Raw genomic sequence first — 19960 nt, forward strand, 5'->3', positions numbered from 1 at the left:
GCGTCAGTGTTCCCTGGTGATTATGGAAAGGGCTCAGGCCTGTGCCTTCAGCTTCTTCTCGAGGTAGTGGATGTCGGTCTCGCCGCGCTGGAAGTTGGCGTCAAGCATCAGGTCGCGGTGCAGGGCGACGTTGGTCTGGATGCCGTCCACCACGATCTCGCCGAGGGCCCCGCACATGCGCCCGAGCGCGATCCGGCGGCTGTTGCCGTGGGCGACCAGCTTGCCGATCATCGAGTCGTAATAGGGCGGTACCGCGTAGCCGTTGTAGATGTGGGTATCCATGCGAATGCCTGGCCCGCCGGGGGCGTGATACTGCTGGATGGTGCCGGGGCTGGGCATGAAGGTGCTGGGGTCTTCGGCGTTGATGCGACACTCGATCGCGTGGCCGTTGATGTGGATGTCGTCCTGGGTATAGCCCAGCGGCTCGCCGGCGGCGATGCGGATCTGCTCGCGTACCAGATCGATACCGGTCACCTGTTCGGTAACCGTGTGTTCGACCTGCAGGCGGGTGTTCATCTCGATGAAGTAGAACGCGCCGTTTTCGTACAGGAATTCGAAGGTCCCGGCGCCGCGGTAGCCGATGTCCTGGCAGGCGCGGATCAGGCGGTCGGCCATGGTGCGGCGCTGTTCGTCGCTGATGCCCGGGGCCGGGGCCTCTTCGATCACCTTCTGGTGGCGGCGCTGCATGGAGCAGTCGCGTTCGCCCAGGCATACGGCGTTGCCGTGGGTATCGGCGAGGATCTGAAACTCCACGTGGCGCGGATGTTCCAGATATTTCTCCATGTACAGGGTGTCGTTGCCGAAGCCCTGCTGGGCCTCGTTGCGGGTCAGCGCGATCGCGTTCAGTAGTGCGCCCTCGGTATGCACCACGCGCATGCCACGGCCACCACCACCGGCGGCGGCCTTGATGATCACCGGATAGCCGATGTCCCGCGCCAGGGCGAGGTTGGTGTCCGCATCGTCGCCCAGTGCCCCCCCGGAGCCGGGTACGCAGGGCACGTTGGCCTCCAGCATGGCCTGCTTGGCAGAGACCTTGTCGCCCATCAGGCGGATGGTCTCGGCACGCGGACCGATGAAGGCAAAGCCGCTGGATTCCACGCGCTCGGCGAAATCCGCGCTCTCCGAAAGAAAGCCGTAGCCGGGGTGGATCGCGCCGGCGTCGGTGACCTCGGCCGCGGCGATCAGAGCGGGGATGTTCAGGTAGCTCTCGCCTGACGCGGCGGGGCCGATGCAGACGGATTCGTCGGCCAGGCGCACGTGTTTCAGGTCGCGGTCCGCGCTGGAGTGTGCGGCGACGGTGGCAATCCCCATCTCGCGGCAGGCGCGCAGGACTCGCAGGGCAATCTCGCCGCGATTGGCGATCAGAATTTTTTCAAACATGCTCGAACCTGTTTCCAGCGAAGCCGGGCGTGCCGCCCGGCGGATGGGTTCATCCGATGATGAACAGCGGCTGCCCGTATTCCACCGGGTTGCCGTTCTCGACCAGGATGTCGCGGACGGTGCCGGCCTGGTCGGCCTCGATCGGGTTGAGCATCTTCATCGCTTCGATGATGCACAGGGTCTCGCCGACCTCGACCGTCTGCCCGACCTCGACAAACGGCTTGGAGCCGGGGCTGGGTGCGCGATAGAAGGTGCCGACCATTGGCGCGGTCACACGGTGGCCGTCCATCTCCGCCGCCGCAGGTGCGGGCTCGGCGGCGGGTGTCGCCACGGTGGCAGCGGGCGCCGCCGGGGCCGCGACCGGTTGCGGGGCGGGGGCAGGCGCGGCCAGCGCGGCCCCGCTGGCGGCACGCGTAATCCGGACCGATTCCTCGCCTTCGTGGATCTCGATCTCGTGGATGCCGCTCTCGTCGAGCAGGTCGATCAGTTTCTTGACCTTGCGAATGTCCATGGAAGCCTCTTATTCCGTGATGGCTGCAAGCGCCGCGTCCAGGGCCAGCCGGTAGCCAATGGTTCCAAAGCCACTGACCAGGCCGGCGGCCACATCGCTCAGGCGTGACGTCTGGCGGAAGGGCTCGCGGGCGTGAATGTTGCTGATGTGAATCTCGTAGAACGGGATGGCGACGCCCAGAAGGGCATCGCGCAGGCTGACACTGGTGTGGGTCAGGCCGCCCGGGTTGATCAGTATGCGCTGTACGCCTGCGCCGGGGGCGGCGTGGATGCGGTCGATCAGGTCCCCTTCGTGGTTGCTTTGAAGACAGTCAAAGGTGGCCCCGGCCTGTTCCGCCCGGGTCCGCAGTTCGGTTTCGATGTCCGCCAGGGTCTGCGTGCCGTAGCGCTCCGGCTCCCGCTGTCCGAGCAGGTTCAGGTTGGGGCCGTTGAGCAGCAGTATGGTCGCCATGGCTGGGGAATAGGTAGCGATCCTGTCGAGAATGGACGCGAATGCACTGAAAAATGACAGTGCAGCTAATGTCCGGATTCTGCCGCAGGAGGGGCGGGGGTGTCCAGTGCGGCCCGCTCGCGGCCCGGGGCCTGCTGTACGCTGTGATCAAACATGGCGGCGCAGCGTCCCTGTGATGCGCTTCGAGGGGCCGGGGAAAGCCTCGCGCCCCTGCTGCCCTGGTTCGCGACGATCGCCCAACCCGACAGACGCCTAGCCGGACGTCAGCGGGAATAGGGTCAGTTCCACGCGGCGGTTCTGTTCGCGACCCGCAGAGGTGTCGTTGGAGGCCACCGGCTGATGCGGCCCCAGGCCGAGCGTGTGGATGCGGATGGACTGAACGCCGCGTCGGGTCAGGGCCTGGGCCACGGTGTCGGCGCGGCGCTGGGACAGATCCATGTTGTATTCCTCCCGCCCGGTGCTGTCGGTGTGTCCGGCAACCTCGATGCCGGTCTGGTCGAACTCCTCAAGGACCAGTGCAACCGAGTCGAGGACATCATGGAACTCCGGTTTGATGTCGGTGCGGTCGAAACCGAAGGTGATGTTGCTCGGCATGTTGAGGATGATGTTGTCGCCGTCGCGTGTCACGCTGACCCCGGTCCCACGGAGTTGTTCGCGCAGTGCATCCTCCTGGCTGTCCATGTAGTTGCCGATGCTGCCGCCGGCCAGGGCGCCGATGCCGGCCCCGATCATCGCGCGCTGGGTGCGATTGCGGCTGCTGGTCGCACTGCCGAGTATCGCACCTGCGGCCGCGCCGATACCCGCGCCGATGGTCGCGCGCGAGACGCGTTCTTCGCCGGTGTACGGATCGGTGGTGGTGCAACCCATTACCAGGATCAGGGTGCTGGTGGCGGCCAGGGCCAGGATGCGCTGCATGGTACTTCTCCCGTATTGGTGTTGCCTGCCGAGTGGCGGCTAGGATGCCCGCCAGCTTGCAACGGGACGGGTGAACCGTCGATGAACCCGGTATCGTGCCGTGCTACTGGCGAGCGATTTCGTGACGCAGTTGGCGCAAGACGGGGGCGGTGTCGGGGGGAACGCCGCGCCAGATCGCGAAGGCCTCGGCGGCCTGTTCGACCAGCATGCCCAGGCCGTCCGCCGTCTGTCGGCAGCCGGCATCACTGGCCCAGTCGAGGAACCGGGCGGCACCCGATCCGTAGACCAGGTCGTAGGCCAGGCTGCCTGGATGCACCAGGGACGCGGGCAGGCTCAGACCCGCGTCGGACAGGCCGGCGGCGGTGGCGTTGATGAGCAGGTCGAACGGGCCGGCGGGCAGGGTATCCAGGCCGCAGGCGAAGAGCTCGGTCTCGATCGTCAGGTCGGCGAAGTCCTCGGCCAGCGCCTCGGCCCGCGCCGCGGTGCGGTTGGCGATCACCAGCTGTGCGGGGCGGCGCTCCAGCAGGGGCTGCAGGAGCCCGCGGGTTGCGCCGCCGGCCCCGAGGATCAGGATGCGCCGGCCGGGCACCTCGCCACTCAGGCGGTCGAGGTCGCGGCAGAAGCCGATGCCGTCGGTGTTGTCGCCGTGGAGCTGGCGCTCGTCGTCGCGCCAGAGGGTGTTTACGGCACCGGCGCGCCGGGCACGGTCGGTCAGGACCCGGGCCAGGGCAAACGCCTCTTCCTTGAACGGGACGGTCACGTTCAGGCCCCGGAGCCCGGAGGAAAACCACGCCCAGGCCTCCTCGGCGAACTGCCCCGGGGTGCCCAGGAGGGCCTCGTAGGTCAGATGCTGCCCGGTTTGTTCGGCGAACAGGGCATGGATGCGCGGCGACAGCGAATGGCGGATCGGGTTGCCGACCACGCCATAACGATCCGGGCGCGACTCGCTCATCGGGCCGCGTCCTCCGCCAGCCATTCGGCCACGCTGCGGGCGTAGTAGGTGAGGATGCCGTCGGCCCCGGCGCGCTTCATGCCGGTCAGGGCCTCCAGCACGCAGGCGCGCTCGTCCAGCCAGCCGCGTTCGGCGGCGGCCTTGAGCATCGCGTACTCGCCGGAGACGTGATAGACGAAGGTCGGGCGCTGGAACGCGTCGCGGATACGGCGGACCACATCCAGATACGGCATCCCCGGCTTGACCATCACCATGTCGGCGCCTTCGGCCAGGTCGAGCGCGACCTCGTGCAGGGCCTCGTCGCCGTTGGCCGGGTCCATCTGGTAGGTCTCCTTGCCGCCCTTGCCCAGATTGCCGGCCGAGCCCACCGCATCGCGGAACGGGCCGTAGAAGGCCGAGGCGTACTTGGCGGAGTAGGCGAGGATGCGCGTGTGCACGTGCCTGCCGTCCTCCAGTGCGCTGCGGATCGCGCCGATGCGCCCGTCCATCATGTCGGAGGGGGCGACCACGTCGGCCCCGGCCGCGGCATGCGACAGGGCCTGCTTCACCAGGGCCTCGACGGTGATGTCGTTCACAACAAAGCCGTCGTCGTCGGTGATGCCGTCCTGGCCGTGGGTGGTGAACGGGTCCAGGGCGACGTCAGTGATCACGCCCAGCTCGGGGTGGGCCTGCTTCAGGGCGCGTACCGCGCGCTGGGCCAGGCCGTCGGGGTTCCAGGCCTCGGCGGCATCCAGGCTCTTCTTTTCGCCCGGGACGACCGGGAACACGGCCAGGGCCGGGATGCCGAGGCGCACGGCCGCGGCCGCCTCCTCCAGCAGCTGGTCGATGGAGACGCGCTCCACGCCGGGCATCGACGGCACGGCCTCGCGCACGCCCTCGCCCTCGGTGACGAACACCGGCAGGATCAGGTCGTCCGCGCGCAGGTGATGCTCGCGCATCAGGCGGCGGGAGAAGGCGTCGCGACGCATGCGGCGCGGGCGGCCGGCGGGATAGGGGGCGATCGGTGCGGTCATACCAGATCCTTGCGTGGGTCTTGTTGCGGGCCTTGTTACTGGTCGGCCTCGGCCAGCCAGTCGCGCGGTTTCAGGTAGCGTTCGTAGAGTTCGGCCTCGGGCGTGCCGGCCTCCGGCTGGTAGTTGTATTCCCAGCGCACCAGCGGCGGCAGCGACATCAGGATCGACTCGGTACGCCCGCCCGACTGCAGGCCGAACAGGGTACCGCGGTCGTAGACCAGGTTGAACTCGACATAGCGCCCGCGCCGATAGAGCTGGAACTGGCGCTCGCGCTCGCCGTATTCGGTTGCGTGGCGACGCTCGACGATCGGGCCATACGCATCCAGATAGGCATTGCCGACGCTCTGCATGTAGCCGAAGGCGTGCTCGAAGCCGCCCTCGCTGAAGTCGTCGAAGAACAGCCCGCCGACACCGCGCGGCTCGTCGCGGTGCTTGAGGTGGAAGTACTCGTCGCACCACTTCTTGTGCGCCGGGTAGAGGTGCTTGCCGAACGGGCGGCAGGCGGCCTCGGCCGTGCGATGCCAGTGGATGCAGTCCGCGTCGAAGCCGTAGTAGGGCGTCAGGTCGAAGCCGCCGCCGAACCACCAGATCGGTTCCTCGCCGGGCTTCTCCGCGATGAAGAAGCGTACGTTCGCGTGCGAGGTCGGCACATACGGGTTGTGCGGGTGGATCACCAGCGACACCCCGGTGGCCTGGAACGAACGCCCCGCCATCTCCGGGCGGTGTGCGGTGGCCGAGGCCGGGAGGTTGTCGCCCATCACATGGGAGAAGTTGACCCCGGCCTGCTCGAAGACCCGCCCCTCGCGCAGCACGCGGGTGCGGCCGCCGCCGCCGGCCGGGCGTTCCCAGGCGTCCTCCTGGAAGCGGGCCTGGCCGTCGAGGCCCTCCAGGCCCTGGCAGATGCGGTCCTGCAGGCCCTGCAGATATTCGATGACACGGTCGATGGAGACGTGGTCCTGGCTCATGCTGCGTCCCGGTTGGTTATTCGTGGGTGTCCGGCGCGCCCCGGAGCCAGGCCCCGGTGCGAGCGTCGCGGATCGCGCTGGGTGCGGTGCGCCCGCCACATTCTGCCTGCAGGATCGCATCGATGCCCGCGCCGAGTTGTGAGGCAACGCAGTCCCAGGTTCGGCAGGGGGCTGCGCCCGTGTGGTTGGCGCTGGTGGAGACCAGGGCGCTGCCTGCGGCCGCGCACAGCGCGCGCGTCTCCGGGTGGGCGGTGACGCGTACCGCGAGGCTGTCGTGTTCTCCGCGCAGCAGGGGCGGACAGGCATCGGTGACGGGCAGCAGCCAGGTGGTCGGCCCCGGCCAGCTGGCGTCGATCTCGGCCCGGTGCTCGGCCGGCAGTGGCGCCAGCCAGGGTGCAAGGCGCTGCAGTCGGTCAGTGACCACGATCAGCCCCTTGGCGGCCGGGCGGCCCTTGACCGCGAGGATGCGCCGGATGGCTTCGGGCTCATCCGGGCGGCAGCCAAGGCCGAAGACGGCCTCGGTGGGATAGGCAATCACGCCACCGTCGCGCATGCACTGCGCGACGGGTTCGATCTCGGGGGTCAGCAGCAGGTCAGTCCGATCCACGGTCGCCGGAGGGCCGGGCACTCAGGCGGCTGTCGCCGTCGTCGGATTTCGCGGCGCCGGGTTTGGTAGTCGAAGCCTTCTTCGCCGGGGCCTTCTTCGATGTGCCTGTCTTCGACGTGTTTTTCTTCGGGGTGGTCTTTTTCGTGCTCGTCTTGCTGGCGGCCTTCTTGGTGGTGGTCGCCTTCTTCGCGGTCGACGACTTGGAGGCCGATTTGGAGGCGGTCTTGCCGGAGGACTTGGCGGTCGACTTCGTCGCCCCCTTGCGCCCACGGCCCTTGCGCTCCGGGGCAGCGGCGATCAGTTCCTGACACTGTTCCAGCGTCAGGGACTTGGGATCGGTCTCCTTGGGGATCTTGGCGTTCTTGTTGCCATCGGTGACGTAGGGCCCGTAGCGCCCGTTCAGCACCTGGATGCCTTCCTCGTCGAAGCTCTTGATGAAGCGCTCGGCGTCCTTTTTCTTCTTCTCGGCGACGATCTCCAGCGCGCGTGGCAGCTCGATGGTCCAGACGTCGTCATCCGGGCTGAGGGAGGCGTACTTGGCGCCGTACTTCACGTACGGTCCGAAGCGGCCAATATTGACCAGCACCGGCTCGCCTTCGGGGGTCTCGCCGAGGTCACGCGGCAGCTTGAACAGCTCCAGCGCCTCGTCGAGGGTGATCTTGTCCATCTTCTGTCCGGGCAGCAGGCCGGCGAAGCGCGGTTTCTCCTCGTCGTCCTTGGTGCCGATCTGCACGATCGGGCCGAAACGACCCAGGCGGACGCTGACCGGGCGTCCGCTCTTGGGATCGGTGCCGAGCTCGCGCGACTGCACGGCCTCGGCGCGGGTGACGTTCTCTTCCTTCTCCTTCACCCGGTCGCGGAAGTCGCCCCAGAAGGCGTCCAGCACCGGGACCCAGTCCTTCTCGCCGCGCGAGATCGCGTCCAGCTCGTCTTCGAGCTTCGCGGTGAAGTCGTAGTCCACGTAGCGGTCGAAGTGCTGGGTCAGGAAGCTGTTCACGATCCGGCCGGTATCGGTCGGGATGAAGCGCTTGCCGTCCATCTCCACGTACTCGCGCGACTGCAGCGTGGAGATGATGCTGGCGTAGGTGGACGGACGGCCGATACCGTATTCCTCCAGCGTCTTCACCAGGCTGGCCTCGGTGTAGCGCGGCGGCGGCTCGGTGAAGTGCTGGTCGGCGGTGACCTCTTCGAGCTGGACCGTGTCGCCCTCGGCCATCTCCGGCAGGCGCTTGTCCTCGTCGTCATCCGCGGAATCGTCGCGACCTTCCTGGTATACGGCGATGAAGCCGGGGTCGACCAGAGTGGAGCCGGTGGCGCGGAACTGGTGCTGGCTGTCGCCCGGGACCAGGTCGGCGGCGACGGTGTCGAAGGTCGCGTGGATCATCTGGCAGGCGACGGTGCGCTTCCAGATCAGGTCGTATAGCCGGGCCTGGTCGCTGCTCAGGCGTTCACGGACCTCGTTCGGCACGCGGCGCACGGAGGTCGGGCGGATGGCCTCGTGGGCCTCCTGTGCGTTCTTCGACTTGGTCTTGTACTGGCGCGGGCTGTCGGGGACGTTGTTGGCGCCGTAGCGTTCCTCGATCAGGCCGCGGATCTCGCCGATTGCCTCTCCGGCCAGGGCCACCGAGTCGGTACGCATGTAGGTTATCAGGCCGATCGCGCCGGAGCCGAGGTCGATGCCTTCATACAGCTGCTGCGCGGTGCGCATGGTGCGCGATGCGGTGAAGCCGAGCTTGCGCGAAGCCTCCTGCTGCAGGGTCGAGGTCGTGAACGGCGCGGCCGGGTTGCGGCGGCGTTGCTTCTTCTCGACCTTCGCGACGCGCAATTCACCTATCGCGCTCGGGCTCACCGACTCAAGGTCGGTTCGGGCCGCCTCGGTCAGGCGCTTCTGGGCGTCGTGCGCGAGCTCGGCATTGTTCAGGTCGAACTGGTCCAGCTTGTTGCCGTCAAGGTGCGTCAGGCGCGCGGTGAACGGCTGACTCTGGCGCTCGACCTTCGCATCCAGCGTCCAGTATTCGCGCGCGACGAAGGCCTCGATCTCGTTCTCGCGCTCGCAGATCATGCGCAGCGCCGGGCTCTGCACGCGGCCGGCGGACAGGCCGCGCTTGATCTTGCGCCACAGCAGCGGGGAGAGGTTGAAGCCGACCAGGTAGTCCAGTGCGCGACGCGCCTGCTGGGCGTCGATCAGCGGCCTGGCCAGATCGCGTGGCTCGTCGATCGCCTGCTGGATTGCCTTCTTGGTGATCTCGTGGAACACGACCCGGTGCACGTCACGATCGTCCAGTAGACCGCGTTCGCGCAACACCTCGTAGAGATGCCAGGAGATCGCCTCGCCTTCACGGTCGGGGTCAGTCGCGAGGATCAGGTCGTCGGATTTCTTCAGCGCCCTGGCGATCGCCTCGATCTGCTTTTCGCTGCGCTCGATGATGTCGTACTTCATGCGGAACCCGTCTTCCGGGTCCACGGCGCCCTCCTTGGGCACCAGGTCGCGTACATGGCCGTAGGAGGCCATGACCTGGTAGTCCGGGCCGAGGTACTTCTCGATGGTCTTGCCCTTGGCGGGCGACTCTACGATGACGAGGTGTTTGCTCATGTCGCTCGGGACCGTCTCCGTGGCAGCGGGTTCCGTATGGGGCGGTGGCGGTTGCCCGGAGGCAACCGGGGTCACGGGCGCTAAAGACTAGATGAGGAAAACGCCCGTGGCTACCGTGTGACCCCTCGGGACGCGCTGAATCAAGCCATCCCGACCGGTTCAGCGTGCTCGGCGCTGCATCGTCCCGTACCCCTTTGCACTGGCAAAGGGATATTTGGTCTGCTTCGGAATCAACCAGTTACAGCGGTCGGTTCCGGCGGCGCATCCCTGTATCGCAGGCAGGCGTCGAGCGAACGGTGTGTCCCTCAAAAGAAGGGGCGTTATCAGTGCAGGTAATCCACGGCTGCGGGGCCTGCATCGTCACGCATGACCTCCTCCAGACGGGAGTAGGCGATTGCGTCGTCCGGCTGGTTGAACAGCACCATCAGGACTACCCAGCGCAGCTGGTCGAGGTCAATCTCTTCGGCATCCAGTTCCATTACGCGGTCCAGCACCAGTTCGCGGGTGCCGGCGGTCAGCAGGCCGTTCTGCTCCAGATGCAGCAGGAAACCGTGCGCCTCGACGTCCAGGCGTTTGCGTTCCTCGGGGGCGTAGACGCGGTGTGCGGCACCGTCTCCGCCGCGGCCCGCAAGGGGGGATTCGCTCATCAGGCGATCCAGCCACCCCAGTGCGCGGTCGATCTCGCCACGGGCAAAGCCGGCCTCCACCAGGTGGCGTTCCAGTTCCGAGCGGTCCGGCTCCTCGTCGGATTCCTCGTCGAGGGTGTGCTCGAACAGGTACATGAGCACATCCAGCACGCTTTCGTTCATGATTCGGGGGATCCTGCGTCGAGGCGCTGGTAGCGCCCGTGGTCGAGGGCGGCCACACGGCCGTTGAGTTCCAGCAAAACCAGCATGGATGAAAGCTGTTCGATGGTCAATTTGGTGCGTTCGCGCAGGGTTTCCAGTGCGACCGGGTCGAATCCCATCGCCTGCAGGACCCGTTCCTGTTCGGGGTCCAGCGGGTCGGGGGCGGATTCTGTCGCCGCCCGGGGAGCGTCTGGCGCGATGCCCAGCCAGTCGGCCAGGTCATCCAGTATCTCTTCGGCCGACTCCACCAGTTGGGCGCCGTCTCGAATCAGGCGATGACACCCGCGGCTGGCCGGGCTCAGGACGGAGCCGGGGACTGCATAGACCTGGCGGCCCTGTTCCGCAGCGAGCCGGGCCGTGATCAGGGACCCGCTCTTGAGGGCGGCCTCCACGACCAGGGTGGCCAGGGACAGGCCGCTGATGACGCGATTGCGCTGCGGGAAGTTGCGGGCCAGTGGCCGGGTGCCGGTCGGCCATAGCGACACCACCAGGCCGTGGTCGGCGATGCGATGCGCCAGGCGGCGATGCTGAGCCGGGTAGATGCGGTCCGGCCCGGTCGCGACCACGGCGATGGTGCGTCCACGCGGGGCGGCGAGGGCGCCCGCGTGAGCGGCACCGTCGATGCCGCGCGCCAGGCCGCTGGTGATCGTCAGTCCGGCGCCGGCCAGTTCGCGTGCGAATTCGCTGGCGAGGCGCTCGCCCTGCGGGGTGGCCTCGCGGCTGCCGACGACCCCGACCTGGGGGGTACGCAGCAACCCGGGGTCGCCGTTCAGGTACAGCACCGGGGGCGGATCAGGGAGTTCCGCCAGCAGGGGCGGATAGTCCGGATCATCCAGGCACAGCAGCTGGTGTCCCGGGTCGGCATCCAGCCAGACCTGGTCGGCCTGCACCCCGGCCGCGCGAGCCTGGCGGGCGGCGGCGTCCACCTGGAGGTCGATGCCCGCGCGCCGCCATTCAGCCGCAGGAGCGGCCAGGGCGTTGCCCGGAGAGCCGAAGGCCGCGATCAGTTGCAGCATGCGCCGCGGTCCGAGGCCGGGGGTGTTGATCAGTTGCAGCCAGTCCTCATGCGGGGCGGCTGCTGCGTCGGCATCAGGCATGCGGTCCGGTCGCAGTCCTGGTCAGGGGGTGCGAACCTTGTCGCCCTCGCGCAGGGTGCGCTCGGCCTCCGTGACCAGTACATAGGACACCTTTTCGAAGGTCTGGAAGACCATCACGGTGCCGACTTCTTCTTCCGGCAGGGTGACCACGTCGTTGGCGCGATCGCTGATCGGGTCGCGGACCTCGCGCCCGGCGGTGAAGGCCGCGAAGACCTGGCCGTTCTCGATGCCGTCGCGTGCACCGCGGTTGATGATCGCGGCCTGGAGCTGGCCGATCTGGCTGATGGCGTCGAACAGCGAGATGATTGTGCCTTCGGTCCCCGCGGGCGGGCGGCCGATGTCGAACAGCATGTCCTGTTCTTCGATGTAGGGCACCAGGCGGTCACCGCGGATGGCCTCGCGTTCGCCCTCGCGGATGTCGGCGCGGGCCACATTGCCCGGCTCGATGATTTCGGCTTCACCGATGGGCAGGGTGGCGATTCCCAGAGCCTCGCCCGTATCCGGGTCGGTCAGCGCCCCGTCGTCGCGGACGATGTGATAGAGCTCGTAGCGCGCGGTGTCCTCGGCGTTGCGCACGTAGATGCGATCCCCCGGCCCGAAGATCACGCGCTCGTCCTGCGAGGCGAGGATGTACGGCGCGTTCTCCAGGGTTTCCTCGTCCAGCACCTGCGGGCGGAACATGAACGCTTGCAGGGTGGAGATCGGGGAGACATCCCGGTCGCGCTCCACCACCCGTACCTCGGGCGACAGGCGATGGGTGGGGCGCACGCGCGGCCCGCCATCGACCGTGATGCGCGGCCGGCCGTCCACGTAATAGATGCTGAGGACGTCACCCGGGTAAATCAGGTGCGGGTTTTCGATTTCGGGGTTGACCAGCCAGATCTCCGGCCAGTACCAGGGGTCTTCCAGGAACATGGCCGAGATGTCCCAGAGCGTATCGCCCCTGCGCACGACATAGCGTTCCGGGGCGGAATCACGGATCTCCGGTTCGGCCTCGACGGCCAGACGTTCCCGGGTCGCCTCGTTGGTGGAGCGGGGCGCGGGAGGGGCGTTGGCGCTGGCGGTGGTTTCGGCACCGCCGTTTTCCGGGGTTGCTGCGCAGGCGCCCAGCAACAGCGTTACACTGAACAGAATGCTCGGAAGGACGAAGGTCGTGGTGGCCCTGGTCTTGTACATCGAATGCCCCCTGTCAGGTCCGCGTGCTCCCCGGGCCTTCCTGTGGCCCGGCCCCGGCCGAATGGCGCAACGCCGCGGATATCGCGGTTCAACGTTAGCAGAATTGTGATACCTGCACAGTACAAAGTTTGAGGTTTTTCATGGCCAAGCGCGAAATCTTGCACTTCCCCGATCCCCGGCTGCGGCTGAAGGCCGAACCGGTCACCGAGGTGGATGACGAGATCCGCACCCTGGTGGATGACATGCTCGAGACCATGTATGCCGCTCCCGGTATCGGTCTGGCGGCGACCCAGATCAACGTGCAAAAGCGCGTGCTGGTGGCGGACGTCTCCGAGGACCAGAGCGAGCCGTACGCCCTGATTAATCCCGAGATCCTCGAGACCCGGGGCGAGGAGGCAATGGACGAAGGCTGTCTGTCGGTGCCGGGTTTTTACGAGAAGGTGCAGCGTGCGGACAGCATCCGCGTGCGTGCGCTGGGTCGGGATGGCGAGCCGTTCGAACTGGACGTCGATGGCCTGCTGGCCGTGTGTATCCAGCACGAGATCGACCACCTCGACGGCAAGCTGTTCGTCGATTACCTGTCCAGCCTGAAGCGCAACCGCATCCGCAAGAAACTGGAGAAGCAGGGCGCCCGCTCCGGCGACAAGGCCGCGGTACCCGCGGTCTGATGGGGGTGACGGACACGGACGGCGAGCCCCTGCGTATCGTCTACGCGGGGACGCCGGACTTTGCCGTTCCGGCGCTGGAGGCGCTGATCGCCGCGGGTCACGCGCCGGCGGCGGTGTACACCCAGCCCGATCGCCCGGCCGGTCGCGGGCGCAAGCTGCGCCCCGGCCCGGTCAAGAAGATCGCGGAGGCCGCGGGGTTGCCGGTGATGCAGCCGGAATCGCTGAAGTCGCCCGAGGCCCGGGCGGAACTCGCGGCCTGGCGACCGGATGTGCTGATTGTGGCGGCTTACGGCCTGATCCTGCCCCGAAGCGTGCTGGAGCTGCCCCCGCTGGGCGGGCTCAATATCCATGCCTCCCTGTTGCCGCGCTGGCGCGGGGCCGCGCCGATCCATCGTGCCTTGCTCGCCGGTGACCAGGAGACCGGGGTCTGCCTGATGCAGATGGCGCCGGGGCTGGACACCGGCCCGGTGCATGCCTGCCGCAGGGTCGCGATCACCCCGCAGACGACGACCGGCTCGCTCCACGATGCCCTCGCCCGAGAGGGTGCTGCGCTTCTGCTGGAGCAGCTCCCGGCGATCGCCAAGGGGGTGTCCGTGCCGCAGCCACAGGATGACGCGCAGGCGACCTATGCGCACAAGCTGGACAAGCAGGAGGCCTGGATCGACTGGTCGCGTGCGGCCGAGGAGCTGGATCGCCAGGTACGCGCATTCAATCCGTGGCCGGTGGCCCAGACGGCCTGGCAAGGCCAGGTGGTGCGGGTCCATGCCGCGGTTCCGGTAACGGGTCCGAGTGTGGCGGCGCCGGGGACCATCCTCGCGACCGGCGCGGATGGCGTGGATGTGGCGACGGGGGAGGGGCTTCTGCGCCTGACGACGGTGCAGCTGCCCGGACGGCGGCCGGTGGCGGCGGCCGACTGGGCCCGCAATGCGGACCTGGTCGGGCAGGTCCTGACGGGGAGCGCTTGATGGGCACCCGTGCCAGGCGTGTGGTGCCGTCCCGCGTGGACTCGCGGTCGCCGCGCCAGCGGGCGCTGGAGGCGGCCGAGCGGGTCGTCCTGCAGGGCCAGTCGCTGACTCAGGCCGTGGAGCTGGTGACCGCGGGCCTGGAGGGGCGCGACGCAGCCTGGGTGCAGGCCCTGGCCTACACGACGTTACGCTGGTATCCGCAGCTCGAGGGCCTGGTGGCCGGTTTTCTCGACCGTCCGCTGCGCAAGAAGGATGCGGTGATCGGGGTATTGCTGGCGCAGGGGCTTGCCGAGTTGTTGCATTTTGGCACCCGCGACCACGCGGCCGTGCGCGAAACCGCGGAACTGGCACGGGCGATCCATCGCCCCGGGGCGGTGGGCATGATCAATGCGATTCTGCGGCGCGCGCAGCGCGAGCAGGGGGACCTGACGCATCGCATTGCGGCCGACCCGGTGTTGCGCTATGCCGTCCCGACCTGGTTGGTGGACGCGATTCGCGCCTCCTGGCCGGAAGACTGGGAGGCACTGCTGGAGGCCTCGACGCGGCCGGCTCCGATGACACTGCGGGTGAATCTGCACCGCGGCAGCCGCGAGGCGGCCCTGGCGGCCCTGGCCGAGGCGGGATGCCCGGCCCGGCCTCATCCCGTTCTGGCCAGTGCACTGACCCTGGAACAGCCGGTCGATGTCGGGGCCCTGCCGGGGTTTTTCGACGGGCGGCTGTCGGTCCAGGACGCCTCGGCGCAGTGGGCGGCGGCGCTGCTCGCGCCGCGCGCGGGCGAGCGGGTACTGGATGCCTGCGCGGCACCCGGAGGCAAGACCGGCCACCTGCTGGAACAGGCCGGGGGAGAGCTGGATCTCACCGCGCTGGACAACGACGCGGAACGCCTGGGGCAGGTGCGCGAGAATCTTGAGCGCCTGGGTTATCGGGCGCAGCTGGTGACGGCGGACCTGGAGGCGACGGACGCCTGGTGGGACGGCCAGGGCTTCGATGCGATCCTGCTGGATGTGCCCTGTTCGGCTACCGGTGTCCTGCGTCGCCACCCGGATATCAAGACCCTGCGCCGGCCCGAGGACATCCCGCGCCTGGCGGCCGAACAGGCCCGCCTGCTGGCCGCAGCCTGGCCCTTGCTGCGCCCCGGTGGCCGGCTGTTGTACGCCACCTGCTCGTTGCTGTCGGCGGAGAACGATGCCGTCGTGGCCCCGTTTGTGGCCGCCACCCCGGACGCCCGGGTCCTGCTTGTGCACGGTCCGGACGGCATCCCCGGCGGCATGGCGCGCAGTGTGGGCGTATCCCTGCCCCTGGGCCTCGAGGGAGGCGACGGCTTTTATTACGCGCTGCTGAGGAAACAGGCCCTTTGATGGTGGCCCGTGCGACCGCAAGGGCCTGGTCGTGCGCGGCGTTCTGCTTGCTGCTGGCCTGGGCTGTGCCGGCCACGGCGGTGGAGGTGCGTGATGCCAACCACCTCTGGCTGGACGAGGACACACTGCTGGTGCGGCTGGATATCGACATGCGTCTGCCCGCGGTACTGGAGGATGCCCTTGCCAACGGGGTGACCCTGGAGTTCGAGGCGGATGCGCGACTGGAGCGCAGCCGCCGGGTCGGGCGCGATACCCTGGCGGCCGAGACACGCCGCGTGCAGCTGCAATACTTTGCACTGAACCGGTATTACGTGGTGAACACGGTGACCGACGAGCGTATGGACCTGAAGCCGACCCTGGGGGATGCCCTGGACCTGGTCGCCCGTCGGCTCGGGCGCCTGCGCCTGGCCGATCTGCCACCGGCGGTGCATGCGCAGTCCGAGGAGCTGGAACTGGCCGCGCGCCTGGTGCTGGTGTACTCCGCGCTGCCGCTGCCTTTGCAGCTCGACGCCGGGCTGCGCGGGGACCTGACCACGCGGCAGGAATGGTTGCGATGGCCGCTGGGGAAATACTGAGTCATGTACACACTTGCGTTGGTAACCCGGATTCTCCGAGACGAGGCGCATTGTGCAGCGGGTCGTGGTTCTACCCGCCCGTTGTTGATGGGCCCGTTATTGATGGGGTCCGGGCGTAACGCAGAATCGGCGAACCCGGGGTGCCAGCCCCGCAGGGGGCCGGCCGCCTGTGGTGATCCGCCACGGGCGCGTGCGCGGCGTTGCGGCTCCCTTGTGCGGCGTGACTGCACGGCAGTCACCGCGTCTTGTTCGCAGGCAAAGGCGACGCAGCAGCGAGTGTCTACATGACGCAGTATGTTTCTGGGCTAAGGGGCTTCCCCTGGGGGCTGCTGGGGATCGGCCTGCTGTTCGTGCTGCTGCTGACCTCGCTGGTGGTCATGGGCAATGCCGCACAGGACCAGGCACGTTTCGAGCAGTTGTTCCTGTGGCTGCTGGTGTTCCATGCCGCCGTCCTGGTGGTGCTGGGTGGCCTGATCGTGTTTCAGCTGGTGCGCATGGCGATCCAGTACCGCCGTGGTGTGCCGGGCAGCCGATTGACGCTGCGGCTGGTCGCGGTGTTCATGCTGGTCGCCGTGCTGCCGGTCTCGGTGGTGTATTACTTCTCTTTCAAGTTTCTGAATGAAGGGGTCGATTCCTGGTTCGATGTGCGTGTGGAGTCGGCCCTGGAGGATGCCCTGGAGCTGTCGCGTTCCTCGCTGGATCTGCGCGTGCGCCAGCTGGCGACCGAGACGCAGGAGCTGATGGCCGAGCTGGAGGGGATTCCCGAGGGGCTGGTGCCGCTGGCGCTGAACGATTATCGGCGTCAGGTCGGGGCCCAGGAGCTGACGCTGGTGGGCTCCAATAACCGCATTATTGCCTCCAGTACTGACAGCCCGATCCGGCGCCTGCCGACCCCGCCCGATTCCGACGTGCTGATGCGGGTGCGCCCGGAGCAGCCGTACTCGCGCCTGGAGCCGCGCGCCGACGGATCCCTGATCATCCGGGTCGTGGCGACCACCAGCAGCCGCCGGCCGGGCTCGGAGAACCGTATCCTGCAGGGCATCTACCCGGTGGACCCGCGCATGAGTGCGCTGTCCCTGCGGGTCCAGGACGCCTTCGCCGATTACCGTGAATTCGCCTACCTGCGTGGACCGATGATCCAGGGCTTCGTGTTCACCCTGTCGCTGGCGCTGGCAATCTCGCTGATGGCCGCGCTGTGGGCCGGACTGCTGGTGGCGCGGCGCATGGTGCGCCCGATCTCCGACCTGGTGCAGGGTACGCGCATGGTGGCCCAGGGTGACTACAGCACCCGCCTCGCGGTGCAGCGCGCCGACGAGCTGGGTTTCCTGGTGCAGTCGTTCAACACCATGACGCGCACCCTGAACGAGGCGCGCGACGAGGCCGAGCGCAACCGCCGTCTGCTGGATGCCGAGCGCGCCTATCTGGAAAGCGTGCTGCAGCACCTGCGTTCCGGGGTGCTGGCACTGGACGGCAGCCTGCGTCTGCGCACCGCCAACGCGGCGGCCAGCGAGATCCTGGAGTGCGATCTCCAGGGCGGGCGTACCCGGGTGATGTCGGAGCTGGGGGCCGATTGCCCGCTGGTGGCGCAGTTCTTCGAGGCCATCAGCGATGCCCTGGTGCGTCAGGAGGAGGAGTGGTCGCGCCAGGTGGTGGTGTTCACCCGCACCGGGCGCAAGGTGCTGATGACGCGAGCGGTCTGGCTGCCGACGTCCGGGTCCGGGCGCGGCCTGCACGCGATCGTGTTCGACGACATGACCGAGTTCCTGAAGGCGCAGCGCGATGCCGCCTGGGGCGAGGTCGCGCGGCGCCTGGCGCACGAGATCAAGAACCCGCTGACCCCGATCCAGCTCTCTGCCGAGCGCCTTTCGAGGCGTCTGGGCAAGGTCCTGGAAGGTGCTGATCGCGAGGTGCTGGACCGTGCCACCGGCACGATCGTGCAGCAGGTGGAGGCGATGAAGACCCTGGTCAACGCCTTCCGCGACTATGCCCAGGCCCCGCAGCTCGAGCGCGCCGCAGTGAATCTGAATCAGCTGATCCGCGATGTCTGCGAGCTGTACCGGGACCAGGACGGGCGTTCGCGGGTGGATGTGACACTGGACCCGGCGTTGCCCCCCATCCATGGGGATGCCGGGCGGCTGCGGCAGTTGTTGCACAATCTCATCAAGAACGCCCTGGAGGCCGGGGCGGATACCGACGGCATGGAGGTGCACGTGGTGACCGCCTATCTCGATGATCCCGCCGGCCCGCATATCGAGCTGCGAGTGACCGATACCGGCCCGGGTATCAAGCCGGAGTTTCTGGAACGCATCTTCGAGCCGTATACCACGGACAAGCCACGCGGCACCGGGCTCGGCCTGGCCGTCGCCCAGAAGATCGTGGAGGAGCATGGCGGGTTGATTGAGTGCCATAATGCGGAACCCGGTCGCGGCGGGGCGGTATTCCGTATCCGCATCCCGGTTGAGCATGGTCCGGTGGTTCACGAGGAATCCGCATGAGCGAAGCCTACATTCTCGTTGTCGATGACGAGCCGGACATCCGCATGCTGCTGCAGGATGTGCTGGAGGACGAGGGCTATCAGGTGGCGCTGGCCGGATCGGTCGCCGAGGCCAAGGCACAGCGCCGGAGCCGGCGTCCCGACCTGATCCTGCTGGACGTCTGGATGCCGGATGGCGACGGCATCTCGCTGCTCAAGGAATGGAGCGACGACGAGGGCCTGCCATGCCCGGTGGTGATGGTCTCCGGCCATGGCAATGTCGAGACCGCCGTGGATGCCACGCGGCTCGGGGCCTACGACTTCATCGAGAAGCCGCTGTCCATCGACAAGCTGCTGATCACCCTGCACAACGCCCTGGAGGCCGCGCGCCTGCAACGGGAGAACGTCGGACTCAAGCGGCATGCGGGCACGGTCCACGAGCCGGTTGGCAGCAGCGTGACCATTGGCAACCTCCGCGATCAGGTGCAGCGCATGGCGCAGCACGATACCTGGGTCCTGATCAGCGGCGAGCCGGGGGTCGGCAAGCAGACCTTTGCACGTCTTCTGCATGCCCGCAGTGCCCGCCGCGAGAGTCCGTTCATCGTGGTCTCGGTCGGGTCGCTGTCCGGTGAGGAGGCAATTGCCGAGCTGTTCGGCAGCGAGCAGGGCGAGCACGTGCGCTACGGTCTTCTGGAACAGGCGGCCGGGGGGGTGCTGTTCCTGGACGAGGTCGCGGAGATGGACCTGCAGACACAGGGCCGGCTGCTGCATGCACTGGAGACCCAGCGCATTACCCGCATCGGTGGCAACCAGCCAATCAGCGTGAACGTGCGTGTGGTCGCCGCCACCCAGTACGATCTGGCGGAGGCGGTGGCGCAGGGCCACTTCCGCGAGGATCTGTTCTACCGCCTCAATGTGCTGCCGCTGGCCATCCCGCCGTTGCGCGAGCACCCCGAGGATATCCCGGAATTGCTGGAATGCCACATGCGCCACCTGCACCAGCAGGAGGGCCTGCCGATGCGTGCCTTCCTGCGCCCGGCCCTGGAGCGGCTGCAGCAGTATCACTGGCCGGGCAACGTGCGCGAACTGCGCAACCTGGTGCAGCGCCTGATGATCCTCGGCTCCGGTGACGAGATCACCCGCGACGAGGTGGAACGCACCCTGACGGGTCAGCCGCAGCGCGGCGAGGAGGCCGGGGAGGGCATGGTGGCGATCCCCGACCTGCCGTTGCGCGAGGCCCGCGAGCAGTTCGAGCGAGAATACCTGCAGCAGCAGCTGGAGCGGTCCGAAGGCAACATGACGCGTCTGGCGGAACGGGTGGGGCTGGAGCGCACCCATCTGTACCGCAAGTTCAAGGCGCTGGGGATCGACCCCAAGCGTGTGAAAACCGATAGCTGAATCCGCCCCGGGACGG

Annotated in this window: 18 protein-coding genes; 6 read left to right on the forward strand and 12 right to left on the reverse strand. The window is 67.8% G+C overall.

What is annotated here, in order from left to right:
- Window positions 1-33: 33 nt before the first annotated feature.
- From accC to G332_RS0105340, 12 genes are all read right to left on the reverse strand, one after another.
- On the reverse strand, window positions 34-1380 hold the full coding sequence (gene accC, locus G332_RS0105280; protein WP_019625957.1) for an acetyl-CoA carboxylase biotin carboxylase subunit: 1347 nt from the start codon (window positions 1378-1380) through the stop codon (window positions 34-36).
- Between the two features lie 49 nt (window positions 1381-1429).
- Complete coding sequence (gene accB / locus G332_RS0105285; protein ID WP_019625958.1) at window positions 1430-1891, reverse strand: acetyl-CoA carboxylase biotin carboxyl carrier protein; 462 nt, start codon at window positions 1889-1891, stop codon at window positions 1430-1432.
- A gap of 9 nt (window positions 1892-1900) precedes the next feature.
- Window positions 1901-2341, reverse strand: a complete 441-nt coding sequence (gene aroQ, locus G332_RS0105290) for a type II 3-dehydroquinate dehydratase (RefSeq protein WP_019625959.1) — start codon at window positions 2339-2341, stop codon at window positions 1901-1903.
- A gap of 252 nt (window positions 2342-2593) precedes the next feature.
- On the reverse strand, window positions 2594-3256 hold the full coding sequence (locus G332_RS0105300; protein WP_019625960.1) for an OmpA family protein: 663 nt from the start codon (window positions 3254-3256) through the stop codon (window positions 2594-2596).
- 103 nt (window positions 3257-3359) lie between these two features.
- On the reverse strand, window positions 3360-4208 hold the full coding sequence (gene aroE / locus G332_RS0105305) for a shikimate dehydrogenase (protein WP_019625961.1): 849 nt from the start codon (window positions 4206-4208) through the stop codon (window positions 3360-3362).
- Window positions 4205-5221 (reverse strand): porphobilinogen synthase, encoded by a 1017-nt coding sequence (gene hemB / locus G332_RS0105310; RefSeq protein WP_019625962.1) that lies wholly within the window; start codon window positions 5219-5221, stop codon window positions 4205-4207. The genes aroE and hemB overlap by 4 nt, the downstream gene beginning before the upstream one ends.
- Window positions 5222-5256: 35 nt before the next feature.
- A complete protein-coding gene (gene hemF, locus G332_RS0105315; protein WP_019625963.1) occupies window positions 5257-6186 on the reverse strand; it encodes an oxygen-dependent coproporphyrinogen oxidase in 930 nt (309 codons plus the stop codon).
- 16 nt (window positions 6187-6202) lie between these two features.
- A complete protein-coding gene (locus G332_RS0105320) occupies window positions 6203-6739 on the reverse strand; it encodes an L-threonylcarbamoyladenylate synthase (RefSeq protein WP_156000771.1) in 537 nt (178 codons plus the stop codon).
- A gap of 40 nt (window positions 6740-6779) precedes the next feature.
- The gene (locus G332_RS0105325; protein ID WP_019625965.1) at window positions 6780-9386 is read right to left on the reverse strand and encodes a DNA topoisomerase I; all 2607 of its coding nucleotides are present in this window, start codon (window positions 9384-9386) and stop codon (window positions 6780-6782) included.
- 323 nt (window positions 9387-9709) lie between these two features.
- The gene (locus G332_RS0105330) at window positions 9710-10195 is read right to left on the reverse strand and encodes a DUF494 family protein (RefSeq protein ID WP_019625966.1); all 486 of its coding nucleotides are present in this window, start codon (window positions 10193-10195) and stop codon (window positions 9710-9712) included.
- The gene (gene dprA, locus G332_RS0105335; RefSeq protein ID WP_019625967.1) at window positions 10192-11331 is read right to left on the reverse strand and encodes a DNA-processing protein DprA; all 1140 of its coding nucleotides are present in this window, start codon (window positions 11329-11331) and stop codon (window positions 10192-10194) included. The genes G332_RS0105330 and dprA overlap by 4 nt, the downstream gene beginning before the upstream one ends.
- Before the next feature lie 21 nt (window positions 11332-11352).
- The gene (locus G332_RS0105340; RefSeq protein WP_019625968.1) at window positions 11353-12507 is read right to left on the reverse strand and encodes a LysM peptidoglycan-binding domain-containing protein; all 1155 of its coding nucleotides are present in this window, start codon (window positions 12505-12507) and stop codon (window positions 11353-11355) included.
- A gap of 140 nt (window positions 12508-12647) precedes the next feature.
- On the opposite strand from G332_RS0105340, the gene def reads away from it, so the two are divergent.
- From def to G332_RS0105370, 6 genes are all read left to right on the forward strand, one after another.
- Complete coding sequence (gene def, locus G332_RS0105345) at window positions 12648-13175, forward strand: peptide deformylase (protein WP_019625969.1); 528 nt, start codon at window positions 12648-12650, stop codon at window positions 13173-13175.
- Complete coding sequence (gene fmt, locus G332_RS0105350; RefSeq protein ID WP_019625970.1) at window positions 13175-14140, forward strand: methionyl-tRNA formyltransferase; 966 nt, start codon at window positions 13175-13177, stop codon at window positions 14138-14140. The genes def and fmt overlap by 1 nt, the downstream gene beginning before the upstream one ends.
- The gene (rsmB, locus tag G332_RS0105355) at window positions 14140-15498 is read left to right on the forward strand and encodes a 16S rRNA (cytosine(967)-C(5))-methyltransferase RsmB (RefSeq protein ID WP_019625971.1); all 1359 of its coding nucleotides are present in this window, start codon (window positions 14140-14142) and stop codon (window positions 15496-15498) included. Before fmt ends, rsmB begins: the two co-directional genes overlap by 1 nt.
- Window positions 15498-16073: a DUF4390 domain-containing protein gene (locus tag G332_RS0105360; RefSeq protein ID WP_019625972.1), complete on the forward strand. Its 576-nt coding sequence runs from the start codon at window positions 15498-15500 to the stop codon at window positions 16071-16073. Before rsmB ends, G332_RS0105360 begins: the two co-directional genes overlap by 1 nt.
- A gap of 284 nt (window positions 16074-16357) precedes the next feature.
- Complete coding sequence (locus G332_RS0105365) at window positions 16358-18568, forward strand: ATP-binding protein (RefSeq protein ID WP_019625973.1); 2211 nt, start codon at window positions 16358-16360, stop codon at window positions 18566-18568.
- Complete coding sequence (locus tag G332_RS0105370) at window positions 18565-19944, forward strand: sigma-54 dependent transcriptional regulator (RefSeq protein WP_019625974.1); 1380 nt, start codon at window positions 18565-18567, stop codon at window positions 19942-19944. The genes G332_RS0105365 and G332_RS0105370 overlap by 4 nt, the downstream gene beginning before the upstream one ends.
- Window positions 19945-19960: the final 16 nt, after the last annotated feature.

It is taken from the genome of Thioalkalivibrio sp. ALJT, from assembly GCF_000381825.1.
In the GTDB taxonomy this organism is placed as follows: domain Bacteria; phylum Pseudomonadota; class Gammaproteobacteria; order Ectothiorhodospirales; family Ectothiorhodospiraceae; genus Thioalkalivibrio.